The sequence below is a fragment of the Brevundimonas intermedia genome, assembly GCF_004614235.1.
Taxonomy (GTDB): domain Bacteria; phylum Pseudomonadota; class Alphaproteobacteria; order Caulobacterales; family Caulobacteraceae; genus Brevundimonas; species Brevundimonas intermedia_A.
Genome location: NZ_SPVH01000006.1, coordinates 1,485,817 through 1,500,601, shown reverse-complemented (window position 1 = coordinate 1,500,601; position 14,785 = coordinate 1,485,817). Strand labels below are relative to the sequence as shown.

General features: G+C 67.0%; 13 protein-coding genes. 4 read left to right on the top strand and 9 right to left on the bottom strand.

The window, feature by feature from the left end:
- The first annotated feature begins 5 nt into the window (after positions 1 to 5).
- Positions 6 to 662, top strand: a complete 657-nt coding sequence (locus tag EGY25_RS13765; protein WP_135195499.1) for an HAD family hydrolase — start codon at positions 6 to 8, stop codon at positions 660 to 662.
- 3 nt (positions 663 to 665) lie between these two features.
- Here EGY25_RS13765 and EGY25_RS13760 read toward each other — a convergent pair whose 3' ends face one another.
- The 7 genes from EGY25_RS13760 to dusB all read right to left on the bottom strand — a co-directional run bounded on the left by EGY25_RS13760 (position 666) and on the right by dusB (position 9,569).
- Positions 666 to 2,303 carry a Na+/H+ antiporter gene (locus tag EGY25_RS13760; RefSeq protein ID WP_135195498.1) on the bottom strand — a complete coding sequence of 546 codons (1,638 nt, stop codon included), beginning with the start codon at positions 2,301 to 2,303 and terminating at the stop codon, positions 666 to 668.
- Between the two features lie 6 nt (positions 2,304 to 2,309).
- Positions 2,310 to 3,623 (bottom strand): GTPase HflX, encoded by a 1,314-nt coding sequence (hflX, locus tag EGY25_RS13755; RefSeq protein ID WP_135195497.1) that lies wholly within the window; start codon positions 3,621 to 3,623, stop codon positions 2,310 to 2,312.
- On the bottom strand, positions 3,624 to 3,869 hold the full coding sequence (gene hfq / locus EGY25_RS13750) for an RNA chaperone Hfq (RefSeq protein WP_003164861.1): 246 nt from the start codon (positions 3,867 to 3,869) through the stop codon (positions 3,624 to 3,626).
- A 101-nt stretch (positions 3,870 to 3,970) separates the two neighbouring features.
- Positions 3,971 to 4,831 carry a D-amino-acid transaminase gene (locus tag EGY25_RS13745; protein ID WP_135195496.1) on the bottom strand — a complete coding sequence of 287 codons (861 nt, stop codon included), beginning with the start codon at positions 4,829 to 4,831 and terminating at the stop codon, positions 3,971 to 3,973.
- On the bottom strand, positions 4,831 to 6,237 hold the full coding sequence (locus EGY25_RS13740) for a sigma-54-dependent transcriptional regulator (protein WP_135195495.1): 1,407 nt from the start codon (positions 6,235 to 6,237) through the stop codon (positions 4,831 to 4,833). The genes EGY25_RS13745 and EGY25_RS13740 overlap by 1 nt, the downstream gene beginning before the upstream one ends.
- Positions 6,238 to 6,246: 9 nt before the next feature.
- A complete protein-coding gene (locus tag EGY25_RS13735) occupies positions 6,247 to 8,517 on the bottom strand; it encodes a sensor histidine kinase NtrY-like (RefSeq protein ID WP_135195494.1) in 2,271 nt (756 codons plus the stop codon).
- Positions 8,514 to 9,569, bottom strand: coding sequence for a tRNA dihydrouridine synthase DusB (gene dusB, locus EGY25_RS13730; RefSeq protein ID WP_167762553.1), 1,056 nt, complete (start codon positions 9,567 to 9,569; stop codon positions 8,514 to 8,516). The genes EGY25_RS13735 and dusB overlap by 4 nt, the downstream gene beginning before the upstream one ends.
- A 95-nt stretch (positions 9,570 to 9,664) precedes the next feature.
- Between dusB and EGY25_RS13725 the strand changes: the two genes are divergently transcribed.
- Positions 9,665 to 10,804, top strand: coding sequence for a bifunctional 2-C-methyl-D-erythritol 4-phosphate cytidylyltransferase/2-C-methyl-D-erythritol 2,4-cyclodiphosphate synthase (locus EGY25_RS13725; RefSeq protein WP_135195492.1), 1,140 nt, complete (start codon positions 9,665 to 9,667; stop codon positions 10,802 to 10,804).
- On the opposite strand, the gene EGY25_RS13720 is transcribed toward EGY25_RS13725, so the two are convergent.
- Positions 10,801 to 13,089, bottom strand: coding sequence for a spermidine synthase (locus EGY25_RS13720; RefSeq protein WP_135195491.1), 2,289 nt, complete (start codon positions 13,087 to 13,089; stop codon positions 10,801 to 10,803). The genes EGY25_RS13725 and EGY25_RS13720 overlap by 4 nt on opposite strands.
- Positions 13,090 to 13,129: 40 nt before the next feature.
- Between EGY25_RS13720 and EGY25_RS13715 the strand changes: the two genes are divergently transcribed.
- Both EGY25_RS13715 and EGY25_RS13710 read left to right on the top strand, forming a co-directional pair.
- Positions 13,130 to 13,618: a CinA family protein gene (locus EGY25_RS13715; protein ID WP_135195490.1), complete on the top strand. Its 489-nt coding sequence runs from the start codon at positions 13,130 to 13,132 to the stop codon at positions 13,616 to 13,618.
- Entirely contained in the window at positions 13,615 to 13,845 is a 231-nt protein-coding gene (locus tag EGY25_RS13710; RefSeq protein WP_135195489.1) for a sulfurtransferase TusA family protein, read from the top strand. Before EGY25_RS13715 ends, EGY25_RS13710 begins: the two co-directional genes overlap by 4 nt.
- On the opposite strand, the gene EGY25_RS13705 is transcribed toward EGY25_RS13710, so the two are convergent.
- Positions 13,823 to 14,668 carry a YihY/virulence factor BrkB family protein gene (locus EGY25_RS13705; RefSeq protein WP_432417381.1) on the bottom strand — a complete coding sequence of 282 codons (846 nt, stop codon included), beginning with the start codon at positions 14,666 to 14,668 and terminating at the stop codon, positions 13,823 to 13,825. The genes EGY25_RS13710 and EGY25_RS13705 overlap by 23 nt on opposite strands.
- Between the last annotated feature and the right edge of the window lie 117 nt (positions 14,669 to 14,785).

The following is a 14,785-nucleotide window of genomic DNA, read 5'->3' as shown; positions in this document are numbered from 1 at the left end:
TGCCCATGCCCTACGACCTGATCATCTTCGATTATGACGGCGTCGTCGCCGACAGCGAGGTGCTGAACAGCACCGTCATGGCCGAGCAGCTGACCGCCATCGGCCTGCCCACCACGCTGGACGATGTGCTGACCGCCTATACCGGCAAGCGCTGGCGCGACAACCGGCCCTCTGTGGAAGCCGCACTGGGCCGCGCCTGCCCCGACGACTTTCACACCACCTGGTTCGCGACCTGCCGCCAACGCGCGCCGTACCAGCTTCAGCCCGTGCCGGGGATGCTCGACTTCGTCGGCGCCCGGTCCGAGGCGCGCTGCATCGCCTCGTCCAGCGGCCCCGACTGGATCGGCGTCGGCCTGGACCTGTTCGGCCTGACCGATCATTTCGACGGCGCCGTCTTCACCGGCCTGGTGGTCGAGCGCGGCAAGCCCCACCCAGACATCTTCCTGCACGCCGCCGAAAACATGGGCGTCGATCCGGCTCGCGTTCTGGTGATCGAAGACAGCGAGGCGGGCGTCACGGCCGGCGTCGCGGCGGGCATGACCGTGGTCGGCCTGACCGCTGGCGGCCATATCCGCGACGGCCACGCCGAGCGCCTGCTCGCCCGCGGCGCCCACCATATCGCCGACAGCTACGCGGCGGTCGCAGCCTTCATGGACCGCTGACGCCTACAGATACCGCAGCTCCTGCAGATCCACTTCTCGGATCATCTTCTTCGCCGTCACCTCGTCCAGTTGCCTGACGCGCGCCAGACGAACCAGTTCGTCACGCTCGGCCGCCAGTCCCGCCAGCCACAGCCGCCGCTCCACATGATCCATCTTGCGCGACAGGACCGCGTCGTCCTCGTCCGTGCGCGTGTGGGTCTCGATCCGCTGGCGATAGATTTCCATGATCCGGCTGGCGATATCGGAATAGAGGTCCGGGTTCGGCTTGCCCTCGGCCATGGCGTGCGACACGTCCTCGATCGCGCGCAGGGCGGCCGAGGCGGCGGCCACACGACCCCGATCCTCCTCGCGTTCGTGCGAGGGCTCGGGCGGCAACTCCACACCTTTCAACAGGCGTGGCAGGGCGAAGGTGGCGACCAGCAGCGACACGATGATCACCCCCGCCGCCAGGAAGATCGCCAGGCTGCGCGACGGCATCGGCGATCCATCTGCCAGGACAAACGGCAAGGTCAGAATACCGGCCAGGGTGATCGCGCCCCGCACGCCCGCCAACGACATCACCATCGTCAGGCGCAAGCCGACCTTGGCCGGCGGACCGCGATGACGACGACGGAACAGCGTCAGCTTCAGCGAGGTCCACACCCAGACGAACCGAAGCGTCGCCAAGGCGGCGACGATGCCGAACACATAGACGGCCAGCCACCACACCTCCGGCCGGCTGGTGCCCGCCACCACCTCGGCCGCGCGCGACATGATCGACGGCATCTGCTCGCCCAGGATCACGAAGATGATGCCGTTGGCGACGAACTGAACCGTGTCCCAGACCACGCCCCGCCGGATGCGCGTCACGGCCATCGACTGCCCGGCGAACAGACTGCGTTCGGTAAAGCTCATGGTCACGCCGGCCGCGACCGCCGCCAGAATGCCCGAGGCGTGCAGTTCTTCCGCCACTAGATAGGCCGCGAAGGGAATCAGCAGGCTGACCAATATCTGGGCGCCGACATCCTCGCCCCACCGCTGACTGACGAAGCCTTTCGCATAGCTGATCCCCATCGTGATCAGCACGCCGACCGCCACCCCGACCAGGGCCAGCCAGGCGAAGGTTCCGATGGCGCTGCCGATGGAGAAGGCGCCCGTGGTCGCCGCGATCACCGCGATCCGCATACAGGTCAGGCCGGTCGCATCGTTGAGCAGCGACTCGCCTTCCAGGATGTGCATCAGCCGCTTGGGGATCGGCGCGCGCGAGGCGATGGCCTGGACCGCGATGGGATCGGTCGGCGACAGGATGGCGGCCAGGGCGAAGGCCACCGGCAGCGGCATCTCCGGGATCATCCACCAGATCATGAAGCCCAAGCCGACAACGGTGAACAGCACCAGCCCCAGGGCAAGTTCCAGGATCACCGCCCGGTCGCGGAACAGGGCTTCCTTGGGAATGCGCCATCCGTCGAGGAACAGCAGCGGCGGCAGGAACAGCAGGAAGAAGATGTCCGGTTCGAGATCGACCGTGGACCCAGTGATCAGCACGATCGCCGCGCCCAGTGCGATCTGCACCAGAGGCAGGGCGATGCGGGTGATCCGCGCGACCGAACCCGACACCACAACGGCCAGAAGCAGAAGCAGGACGGTTTCGATCAGATGCATGGAATGTCAGTCGGCCAGGTCGGGATACAGGCGTTCGAATCGCCCCAGCGCCGCAGGGTGCAGTCGCACAGTGACCTCAGTACGGCCAAGCTCGTCCGTATTGCGTGAAATCACACGGCCATGCTCATACAGCCAGGCCATGGCCTCGCCGTGTTCAGGCTCCAGGGTCAACTGCGTCTCGGGGTCGTCGTCGATCAGGCCGGCGATAATCTCGCGCAGAGGTTCGATCCCCTCGCCTGTCCAAGCGGAGACGGCGACGGCCTCACCCTCTTTTGACAGACGTTCAGCCTGACCCAGCACGGCCTCGCGCGCCTCGTCCTCCAGCAGGTCGATCTTGTTCCAGACCTCCAGCACCCGACGGGTCTTGCCCTCTGGCGTCTCGATCTGTTTCAGCACCGCCTCGACATCCTTGGCCTGGGCGTCGCTGTCGGCCGAGGCGATGTCGCGCACGTGCAGGATCAGATCGGCCTCGCCGACCTCTTCCAAAGTGGCGCGGAAGCTCTCGACCAGTTCGTGCGGCAGATCGGAGATGAAGCCGACGGTGTCCGCCACGATCGCCGGACGGCCCTGCGGCAGGCGGATGGTGCGCTGGGTCGTGTCCAGCGTCGCGAACAGCAGGTCCTTGGCGAAGACCTCGGAGCCCGTCAGCCTGTTGAACAGGGTGGACTTTCCCGCATTGGTGTAGCCGACGAGGGCGATGGTCGGGAACGGCGCCTTCTGGCGCTGTTTGCGGTGCAGACCGCGGGTGCGGCGCACGTCCTCCACCTCAGCCTTCAGCTTGACGATGCGGTCGGCGATCAGGCGTCGATCCAGCTCGATCTGGGTTTCGCCGGGACCGCCGGTCGAGCCGGTGCCGCCGCGTTGCCGCTCAAGGTGGGTCCATGTCCGCACCAGCCGCGACTTCTCATAGTCCAGACGCGCCAGTTCGACCTGCAATCGACCTTCCTTGGTCCGCGCACGTCGTCCGAAGATTTCCAGGATCAGGCCGGTGCGGTCGATGACCTTCACCTCCCATTCCTTCTCCAGATTGCGTTGTTGCACCGGGGTCAGGGCGTCGTCGATGATGACCGCCTCCGCGTCTGCGGCGCGAACCAGGGCGGCCAGTTCCTCGACCTTGCCGCTTCCGAACAGGGTGGCTGGCGTGGTCCCACGCAGTCGCACGATCTCTTCAGCGCGCACATCAAGGTCCAGCGCGCGGGCCAGGCCCACGGCTTCCTCAAGGCGCTCGCTTGCCAGCCGAGGGCTGTCCGAGCGTCGGTCGGGATGGATGACGACCGCCCGGATCAGCGGGACGGAATGGTCGATCAGTTTTTGGGTCAATCAATCTTCTTCGGCGTCGGGCTCGTACAGTTGCACGGGCGCGGACGGCATGATGGTGGAGATGGCGTGCTTGTACACCAACTGGGACTGGCCATCGCGGCGCAGCAACACACAGAAGTTGTCGAACCAGGTCACGATGCCCTGCAGCTTGACCCCATTGACCAGGAAGATGGTCAGCGGCGTCTTGGTCTTGCGGACCGAGTTGAGGAAGGTGTCCTGAAGGTTCTGACGTTTGTCTTGCGACATGGCAGGTTTTTCCTGTTCTTTGTTGTTCGTCGCCGTGGGAGCGGCGTGGCCGATGCGACCGGCTTCGACAATAACCGCCGCCTCCCCGCTCGGGCAACGCCCTAAATGGCGTCTCGGCGCGCCTGATCAAGATAGACCTCGCGCAGGCGGGTCGCGATCGGCCCGGGCTTGCCGTCGCCGATCTTCACGCCGTCCAGCGAAACCAGCGGCATGACGAAGGAACTGGCGGCGGTGACGAACACCTCGCGCGCCCGCTTGGCCTCCTCGACCGAGAAGGGTCGCTCGTCAAGCTCGATGCCCTCGGCCGCGATCAGTTTCAGGATCGCCTCACGTGTGACGCCACGCAGGATGTTGGCCTGCGTATCGCGCGTCCGCAGCCTGCCGTCCTCGTCCACGATCCAGGCGTTGGTCGATGATCCTTCGGTGATCAGACCCATCTCGTCGTACATCAGGCACTCATAGGCGCCGCGTTCGCGCGCCGCCTGTTTGGCCAGCACGTTAGGCAGCAGGCCCACCGTCTTGATGTCGCAACGGCCCCAGCGGATGTCGGGTCGGGTCACACCTGCCGCCCCCTTTGCCGCCATCGCCTGACCCTTGGCCAGGTCGAGACGCTTGGCGGTGACGATGACGCTGGGCGCGGTGTCCGCCGGAAAGGCGTGATCCCGCGACGCCGTCCCACGCGTGACCTGCAGATAGACCAGGCCGTCACGGACCCGATTGCGCCGGATGGTCTCGCGCAGCACCACGCCCAAAGCCGCCGCGCTCATGGGGATGTCGATCTTCACCTCGCTCAGGCTGCGGTGCAGGCGAGTCATGTGGTCTTCGAAATCGGCTAGCCTGCCGTCGAACACCGACCAGACCTCATAAACGCCGTCCGCGAACTGGAAGCCCCGGTCCTCGATATGGACCACGGCCTCGCCGTGGGCGCTGTAGGCGCCGTTCACATAGGCGACGCGGGACATCAGGCCGGCTCTTCCTCTTCGCCGCCGCGCGCCGGCGATACGCCCAACGACTTCAGCTTTCTGTGCAGGGCCGACCGCTCCATGCCGATGAAGGCGGCGGTGCGCGAGATATTGCCCCCGAACCGCATGATCTGCGCCGCCAGATATTCGCGCTCGAACACCTCGCGCGCTTCTCTCAGAGGAAGCGCGATCGTGCGCTCGCCGCCCAGCGACGAAGGCCCGCCGTTGGATGTCGCCACCTCCTGCGGCAGCATGTCGGCGGTGATCGTCTCGGCCGGATCGCCGGTCGCCAGGATCAGCAGCCGTTCGATATTGTTGCGCAGCTGACGGATATTGCCCGGCCATGGATGGACCTGCAGCACGGCCACCGCGTCGTCGCCGATGATCCGTTTGGGCAGCCCCTGCGAGGCGCTGATCGTCTCGACGAAATATTCGACCAGTTCGGTGATGTCCTCGCGCCGTTCCGACAGGGCCGGAACGCGGATCGGCACCACATTCAGACGATGGAACAGGTCCTCGCGGAACCGCCCCTCGGCGATCTCAGCCTTCAGGTCTCGCGAGGTGGACGTCACGACGCGCACATCGACCTGAACGTCCTGTTCGCCGCCGACCCGGCGGAACCGCTGATCGACCAGCACACGCAGGATGCGGCTCTGGCTCTCGCGCGGCATGTCGCTGATCTCGTCCAGATAGAGCGTGCCGTTGTGGGCGCGTTCGAACACGCCGATCTTGCGCGGGCGGCCGTCCTGGCCCTCTTCCCCAAACAGTTCGAGATCCAACCGTTCGGGCGTCATACCCGCAGCCGAGATGGCGACGAACTCGGCCCGGGCGCGGGGACTGCCCTCGTGGATCTGGCGCGCGACCAACTCCTTGCCCGACCCGGCCGGTCCGGAAATCAGGACTCGGCTGTTGGCCTGGGCCACCTTGGCGATTGTGCTGCGCAGCGCCTGCGCCGCCTGCGACCGGCCGATCAGGCCCGACGGCGTCATGGTCTGCACGCGCAGTCGGCGGTTCTCGCGCCTCAGGGTCGCCGCCTCGATGGCCCTCTCGACCACGACCACCAACCGGTCCGACTTGAACGGCTTTTCGATGAAGTCATAGGCCCCACGCTTCAGCGCCGTCACCGCCGTCTCGATATTGCCGTGGCCCGAGATCATCACCACCGGCAGGTCGGGATCCAGTTCCTTGACCACCTCCAGCAGTTCCAGCCCGTCCAGACCCCCGCCCTGCATCCAGATGTCCAAGATCGCCAGCGACGGCTTCCTGGCCCGGATCGCGGCCAGGGCCTCGTCGGAGTTGGCGGCGACGCGCACGGCGTGCCCCTCGTCCTCCAGCAGGCCGGAGACCAGGTCGCGGATGTCGGCCTCGTCATCGACGACGAGAATGTCGGAACCGGTTGGTCGCATCTTGCCTCGCTATTCGGCGGCTAAGGTCTGGAGCCTTCGCTCCGCACCGTCGCCGCTTTTGCCGTGGGGTTTCAGGGGGAAGATCATGCACACGCGCGCGCCGCGAAGCGTTTCGGCGTCGGCCAGCTTCAGCTCGCCGCCGTGGTCCTCGCAAATACGTTTGACGATGGCCAGGCCAAGGCCTGTGCCCTTCTCGCGCGTGGTGACATAGGGTTCGGTCAGGCGGTCGCGGTCACGCGTCGGCAAGCCGACGCCGTCGTCCTCGACGACGAAGGTGGCGACGCCGTCCTGGACCGTCAGGGAGGTGATCACGCCCGCATTGTCCGACGCCGCCGCCTCTCCGGCCGTCAGACGACGCGCCGCGACGGACTCGCCGGCGTTCTTCAGGATGTTGATCAACGCCTGCCCCACCATGCGGCCGTCTGCCTGCAAGGTCGCCTTGGGCAGGGGTTCGGTGATGTCCACCACGATATCCGGCGCCGCCACCCGCTGGGCGAACACCGCCTCGCGCAGCATCTCCGCCGGGTCTTCGGGGGCGAAGCGTGGCGCCGGCATCCGCGCGAAGGACGAGAACTCGTCCACCATCCGGCCGATGTCCCCGACCTGTCGAATGATGGTGTCGGTGCAGCGATCGAAGATTTCGACGTCCTCGCCGATTCGCGCGCGATACTTCCGTTTCAGCCGCTCGGCCGACAGCTGGATCGGCGTCAGCGGGTTCTTGATCTCGTGGGCGATGCGGCGGGCGACATCACGCCAGGCCGCATTCCTCTGCGCCGTCACCAGACGGGTGATGTCGTCGAAGGTTAGCACCATCTCGCCGCCCAGCCCGCCCTCGATGCGGACCCGTAGACGGCTGGTATCCCCGCCGCGACTGACGTCGATGTCTTCCTCGATATGGGCCTCGGCGCGGCGCACGAGATCGCTGAGTTCGGGCGAAAGAGCCGCCAGTTCATGCCCCAGCACCTCGGCGTCTTCGATGTGCAGCAACTGCAGGGCGCTGTCGTTGATGGCGGAAACCCGCCCGCGCTTGTCCAGGCCGATGACGCCCGCGCTGACGCCCGACAGGACGGTCTCGATGAACCGGCTCCGGTCGTGCGCCTCGTCGCTGGCTGCCTTCAGCGCCGTCTGTTGCGCCTGAAGATCGCCGGTCATGCGGTTGAAGGCGTCCGACAGGGTGGCGATCTCGGCCGGAGCGCCGTCGCTGTCCACCCGCGCGGTGAAGTCGCCGCCCGCCACTTGCCCTGCCGCCTTCACCAGCCGCCCGATGGGCGCCGAGATGCTGCTCGCCGCAGACATGCCCAGCCACACCGCCCCCACCAGCACCAGCAGCGCCGTCTCCAGATAGCTGAGGATGAAGGCCGACTGGATCCGCGCACGGCTGTCCTGCGCCTCGCGATAGGCCTGGATCGACTGAATCGACGTATTCATCCGCGCCACCAGCCCGTCCTGCAGCGGACGCACCAGATAAAGATAAGCGTCGCCATAGGCCGGCAGGGCGATGATCGACCTTACGGCATCCGGGTTCTGGGTGACGGTTTGCGGCGGTTGCCCCCCGTCGGCGGCGGCCGCCAGTTCATCGCGTGGCGGCGCGAGATAGGGAGGCGCGCCAGGTTTTTCGGCGCGGGCCAGGACCTCGCCCTGGCTGTCCAGAATATAGATGGCGGGATAGCCGAAGATGTCGCCGACCTGACCCAGGGCGTCATTGAACTGGATGCGATCATTAAACAGGCTTCGTGCACTGCCCAACTGATCCGAAATCGTCACAAGGTCGGCGTCCATCGCCGAGGACACGTCCTGAATATAGGCGCGCCCCACGATGGCGCCGTTTTCGACAGAAGCTTGGACGTTCTGGCTGAACCACTGGTCTACGCCTCGGGTGACCAGCACGCCGAACACCAGGGCGATCAGCACCGACGGGATCAGCGCCACCATCGAGAACAGGGCCACAAACCGCAGATGCAGCCGCGAACCCGCTTCTTCCTTGCTGCGCGCCAGGGTCAGAACACGCCGTCCGACGATAAAGGCCAGACCGGAAATCAGGACCAGATTGCCGGCCAACACGATCAGCGCGATCTGACTGCTCGATCCACGCGCCGCACCAGAGGTCGCACCTGGCGCTACGGCGACCAGCCAGATCGCCGCCGCCGTGATCGCGACGGCCAGGAAAAACGCCAACCCGAACCCGGTCCGCGCCCGCTCCGTATCGACCCACCCCCAGAACGACCCGTCATCCGACGCGAGGTCGGGCGGAGAGGTCTTCGCTGAAGGCGTATCCGTCATGCCACAGCAGTCTCCAACACCTGTGGCGCATTTTCAACAGCAGACTTGCGGATTTGCGGCAAATCCGGCCACCAGAGGTGCTGCATAGCCGCCTCGACGGCCTGCGGCTCGTCCAGTCGGCAAATTCTTGCCTTGGCCTCACGTCGGTGTTGCGGATCGGCCGGCCAGGGCGCCTGTTCGATGTACCAGCCCAGATGCTTGCGGAACATCTTCAGCCCCAGCGGCAAGCCATAGAATTCGACCGACGCCCGCAGATGTTCGATCACAATGGCCAGCCGTTCGTCCTGCCCCGGCTCATCCAGCGCCACGCCGTCGATCAGCGCCCGCTCCAGATGCGCCGCCAGCCACGGCCGGCCGTAGACGCCGCGCCCCAGCATCAAGCCATCGGCGCCCGACCGCGCCAACGCCTCGCGCGCCTCGTCGGCCGTGATGATGTCGCCGTTGACGATGACGGGAATGCCGACCGCCGCCTTGACCGCCCCGACCGCATCCCAATCCGCCTGGCCGGTATAGAACTGTTTGCGCGTGCGACCGTGAACCGTCACCGCCTTGACGCCGATCGCCTCGGCGCGCCGGGCCAGTTCGGCGGCGTTCTTGCTGTCGTCGTCCCAGCCCAGCCGCATCTTGACCGTCACAGGCCTTCTCGTCGCCTGAACCGCCGCCTCCATGATCCGACAGGCCAGATCCGGCGTCCGCATCAGGGCCGAACCGGCGGCAGAGCCTGTGACCTCCTTGGCCGGACAACCGAAGTTCAGATCCACGATGTCGGCCCCGGCCTTTTCGGCCATGCGCGCGCCCTCGCCCATCTGTTCGGGATCGCGCCCGACCAGCTGGATCACCGTCAACGGCAGGCCCGCGCCCACGGCCGCACGCCGCACCACGTCGGGTCGCGCGCGCGCCAGCTCTTTTGCCGCCACCATCTCGGTCGCGACATAGGCGGCGCCCAGCCGCGAGGCGAGCACGCGGAACGGCAGGTCCGTGATCCCGGTCATCGGCGCCATCAGCACCTGGCCGTGCACGGTCACGTCGCCGATCTGTAAGGTCTTGGCCATAGGCGTCTTTCGCAGCATCCCAGCCCCCTTCGTCAAGCATGACCGCGGCCGATTGATGGTTTCGCCCCGTCGCGGCGCGCACTATCAAGGCCGCCATGACATTCTCGGGCATCATCGTCGCGGCCGGTTCCGGTTCGCGCGCCGGCGGCGACAAACAGTGGCGCACCCTGGGCGGAAAGCCCGTGCTGCGCTGGTCGGCAGAGGCTTTGCTGAACGCCGGCGCCGACGAACTGATCGTCGTGGTCGCCCCCGACGCCCTGGATCGCGTGGCGGACCTGCTGTCCGACCTGCCCCGCTGGCGCGCCGTCTCAGGGGGAGACGCCCGCGCCGATTCGGTTCGCGCGGGTCTGGCGGCCCTGACCTGTGCGCCGGATCAGCCGGTGTTGATCCACGACGCTGCCCGCCCCCTGCTGGACCGGGCCGTCATCGACCGTCTGTTGTCCGCCCTCGAAACCGCCGATGGCGCCCTTCCCGTCCTGGCCGTCGCCGACAGCCTGCGCCGAGGCGAAGCTCAAGTGATGACCGACGTGGTCGAGCGCGACGGCCTTTGGCGCGCCCAGACGCCCCAGGCCTTCCGCCGTCGCGTGATCGAGGCCGCCTACGCCGCCTGGACCGATGCCGACGCCCCGGCCGACGAAGCCGTGGTCGTCCAGCGCAATGGCGGCAAAGTCGCCCTGGTCCAGGGCGATCCCCGCCTGCTGAAACTGACCTATCCCGAGGATTTCGCCATGGCCGAGGCCCTGCTGCCCCGTCAGACCCGCATCGGCTCCGGCTACGATGTCCATCGCTGGGGACCCGGCGGTTCGGTCTGGCTGTGCGGCATCGAGGTGCCGCACGATCAGACCCTGATCGGCCATTCCGACGCCGACGCCGGTCTTCATGCCCTGACCGACGCCATCCTGGGCGCCATCGCGGCGGGCGACATCGGCGATCACTTCCCGCCCACCAATCCGAAATGGAAGGGCGCCTCGTCGGATCAGTTCCTGATCCACGCCGCCGAACTGGTCGCAGAGCGTGGCGGGCGCATCGTCAACGTCGATGTCACCCTGATCTGCGAGCGACCCAAGGTGAAGCCGCATCGCCAGGCCATGCGCGACCGCATCGCCGCCCTGCTGGACCTCCCGCTCGACGCCGTCAGCGTCAAGGCCACAACGACTGAAGGGCTTGGCTTCACCGGACGCGGCGAAGGCCTGGCCGCCCAGGCCGTGGCGACCGTCGAACTGCCGGCGCCCTAACGCGCCACCATCTCCATCTGCCGGACCAGTGATCCGAACAGATTGACGTAATCATCCGTCCACGGACGAACGGTCGTCGGCGACAGCGTGCTCCACCGCCCATCCTCGCTGAAACCCTCCAGCGACGCCTGGCTTTTGCCGATCAGCAGGGCCTCGGTCGAGGCCTCGGCCATGTCCCCCTGGCCCGACTGCTCGATATAGACCTGATGCAGATGCGGAACCTTCAGCGCCTGCGCCGCCGCCTCGGCCGGTAGGGTGATCTCCAGGTTCCGGTTGGACAGGTGCAGCACCATGACCCCATCCGGCGCCAGCAGCCGCAGATAGCCCCGGATCGCCTCGACCGTCAGCAGGTGCGTCGGCACGGCGTCGGACGAGAAGGCGTCGATGACCAGCAGGTCGTAGGATCCCGCCGGCTCGCGATCCATCGTCAGGCGCGCATCTCCCATCACCGTCCGCACCGGCCCATCCGCGCACCCGTTGATGAAGCTGAACCATTCGGGATCACGCGACAGCCAATCCACCATCGGATCGATCTCGAAGAAGGTCAGCTGGTCCTGCGCCCGCTTGTAGGCCGCCATGGCCCCAGATCCCTGGCCCACCACCCCGACCCGCGCCCCGTCCAGACGGCGCGCCTGCATCTGCAGCATCGCCTGCCCCAAGGGTGTGGAGGTCGCGTAATAGAGGGTCGGCTGACACAGGTTCTGCGCACCTTGCGCCTGCGCCCCATGCAAGGTCGTGCCGTGCATCAGGACGTGGACCGGCCCGCCCATCAGCGGATCATCGATCTTGGCCACCCGCATCACGCCAAAGAAGCTGCGCTCCGACAGGGCCCAGTCATAACCGCGCGCAAGGTGGTAACCGGACCAGACGATCGAGGCCAGAACCACGGTGAACAGCACCGCCCGGTCCCGCACCAGAAAGGCGAACAGCGTCGCGACGCCCAGTACGCCCTGCGCGATACGCACCAGCTGCGCATCCGGGATCGCCGCACGCACATCGGGCGCATAGCGCACAGCCTCCATCGACAGCGGCCCCAGAAAGGCGATGACCACGCCCGCGACGCAGCAGATGATCTCCCACGGCCGAATCTCGCGACGGCTCCAGGGCCGCAACAGCCCCGCCGCGACCAGAACCAGCGGATACTCCCACACCATGTTGAAGACGGCCGGCGCGATCAGGCCGTTGAAGACCCCGCCAACGACCCCGCCCAACGACAGCAGCAGATAGAATTCCGTCAGCCGATCGGGCGCCGGCCGCCGCGCCGCCAGCCTCTGGTGACACATCAGGGCCGTGAAGAAGAAGGCCGCCAGATTGACCGTGAAGACCAGCAGCCACTCGCCGGTTCGAAACGCGATCAGGGCCGCGCACGCCGCCGCCATCGCGCCGTGCAGTCCCAGGCCCAAGGCCGGCGGAATGGCCGGTCGCGTCTGGAAGGCGATCACGAAGGTCAGCAGATACAGCGCCAGCGGTATGACCCACAGGAAGGGCGCCGAGGCCACGTCCGTGGTCAGGTGCGCCGTCACCCCCAGCATCAGGCTGGACGGCGCGGCGGCCAGCAGCACCAGCATCCCCTTCTCGCGCCAGGCGATAGGCGGGCTGATCGTCAGCGGCGCCGGATCGGCGGTCCCGACCTCGCGCCGCCGCCACACCTGCACCCCGAGTATCACCACCATCAGCACGAACAGGCCATAGCCGAGGCTCCAGCCGATCCGTTGGTCCGACAGACTGGCCAGCGGCTCGATCAGCACCGGATAAGCCAGCAGCGCCAGGAAACTGCCCAGGTTGGACGCGGCATAGAGCACATAGGGGTTCTTGCCGTCCGCATGGCCCGCGCGCACCCGCGCATACCAGGCCTGCAGCAAGGGTGCGGTCGCCGACAGCACCGCGAACGGCGCGCCCACCGACAGCGCCAGGGTCGCCAACAGCCACAGCGCTGGCCGCGCCGGATCGGGATCGCCCAACAGGCCGCTGATCTGCAACGGCAGGAAGAGCGCCGCCAGGATCAGCAGCCCCAAATGCACCCCCACCTGCACCCGCATCGTCGGGATGCGCTGCAACAGGTGCGCATAGGCGTATCCCGCCAGAAGCGCGGTCTGGAAGAAGACCATCGATGCGTTCCACACCGACGGCGAACCGCCCAGCGTCGGCAGCACCAGCTTCGTCACCATCGGCTGGACGACGAAGACCAGACAGGCCGAGGTGAAGATGGCGACGGCGAACAGGATCGGCTGGGTGCGATCCCATGTCTTGGCGGAGGGGCTCAGCGGATCGACAGCCTCGGTCATGGCTCTGGTTAGAGCGGGACTCGCAGCCTATGAAAAGGCCATGTTTGCCCAAGACATCCAGCGCAAGGCGCAACAGATCGTCGCAACCGCGACCGAACGCGGCCTGATGCTGGCCACGGCCGAAAGCTGCACCGGCGGCCTGGTCGCGGCGGCCCTGACAGAAATTCCCGGCTCATCTTCCGCGCTGGACAGGGGCTTCGTCACCTATAGCAACGACGCCAAGATGCAGATGCTGGACGTCCCGGAGGCGACCCTGGCCGCCCACGGGGCGGTGTCCGAGGCGACCGCCCGCGCCATGGCCCTGGGCGCCGTCGCCCGGTCGCTCGCCGCCGTCTCGGTCTCGATCACCGGCGTCGCCGGCCCCAGCGGCGGATCGGACGAGAAGCCGGTCGGCCTGGTGCATTTCGCCGCCTGCGGTCCCGCAGGCCTGATCCACCGCGAAGAGCGATTCGGCGACATCGGCCGCGACGCCGTTCGCCTGGCCAGCGTCCGCGTCGCTCTGGACATGCTGGCGGACCGGTTGGCGTGAGCGATCCCGTCGTCGTCGACGCAAAGGGCCACCGCTGCCCCGTGCCCAGTCTCAAACTGATGAAGGCGATAGCCGGCGCTGCGGCCGGCTCGCGCTTCATCCTGTTGGCCACCGACCCTATGGCGCGGATCGATGTGCCCTTCCTGATGTCTCAGAAGAACGGCCGGATGATTGCGGTCGAAGAAACGGAAGGCCTGCTGCGTCTTACGGTCGAGACCGGCGAATAGCGCGACGTTCCGACAGATTGACCACGCTGGCCAGTTCCTGGTCGGCTACCGCCTGCGCCCTGGCCGCCAGCTCCATCTCGGTCGCGAAGGCCCCGCCATAGAAGATGGCGTTGACGTTCCACGACAGCCAGATCAGCAGGACCACCACGGCGCCGACCGACCCATAGGTGGCCCCCAGGGGCGCAATCTGCTCGACATAGATGGCGCACAGCCACGACGACACGACCGACATCAGCGTCGCCACCAGACCGCCCGCCGTCGCCGGCAGCCAGGCCACCGGGGTCCGGTGGCTCATGGCGTAGCGATAGAGCAGCGTCAGCCCGATCACGAGTCCGACGGCGGGCAGAAAGGCGTCCAGCGGCGCAATCCCGCTGCGCATTGGCGATCCCGCAGCTGCCGACGCATGGGCCAGAATCCGCACTGTCACGACCGCGCCGGACACAACGGTGAACAGCGCAAAGGCGAAGATGGCGACGAAGAAGGCCAGCAGGTTGAACTTGAAGAACCCATGCGGTTCGGTCTCGTCATGGATCAGGTTCAACCCCGCCAGCAAGGCCTTGAATCCCCTGTGCGCTGCATAGGCGCCGACGAACAGCGCAAAGGCGCTCTGGGCCGACACTGTCCGCGCCGAGGCGTTGCTCAGCCGCGTGATCTCGCCCTGGAAGATGTTCTGCGCGGCCTTGGGCAGCAGATCCGACAGGGCGGCCGCCTGGGCGCTGACCTCGCTGATCGACAGACCCAGCTTGTAGAAGCCGATCAGAATGGCGATGGCAGGAAACACCGCCAGCAGGGCGAAGAACGACACCCCGCCCGTATAGAGCATGACGTCGCGTCCCCAACTGCGGGTGAAAGCCCGCACGGCCAGTCCGCCCCAGAATCCAGGCGCCTTCAGGACCGATCGTGTCAGCTGTTCGCTCAAGCCGGTCCCCACAACCGTTGC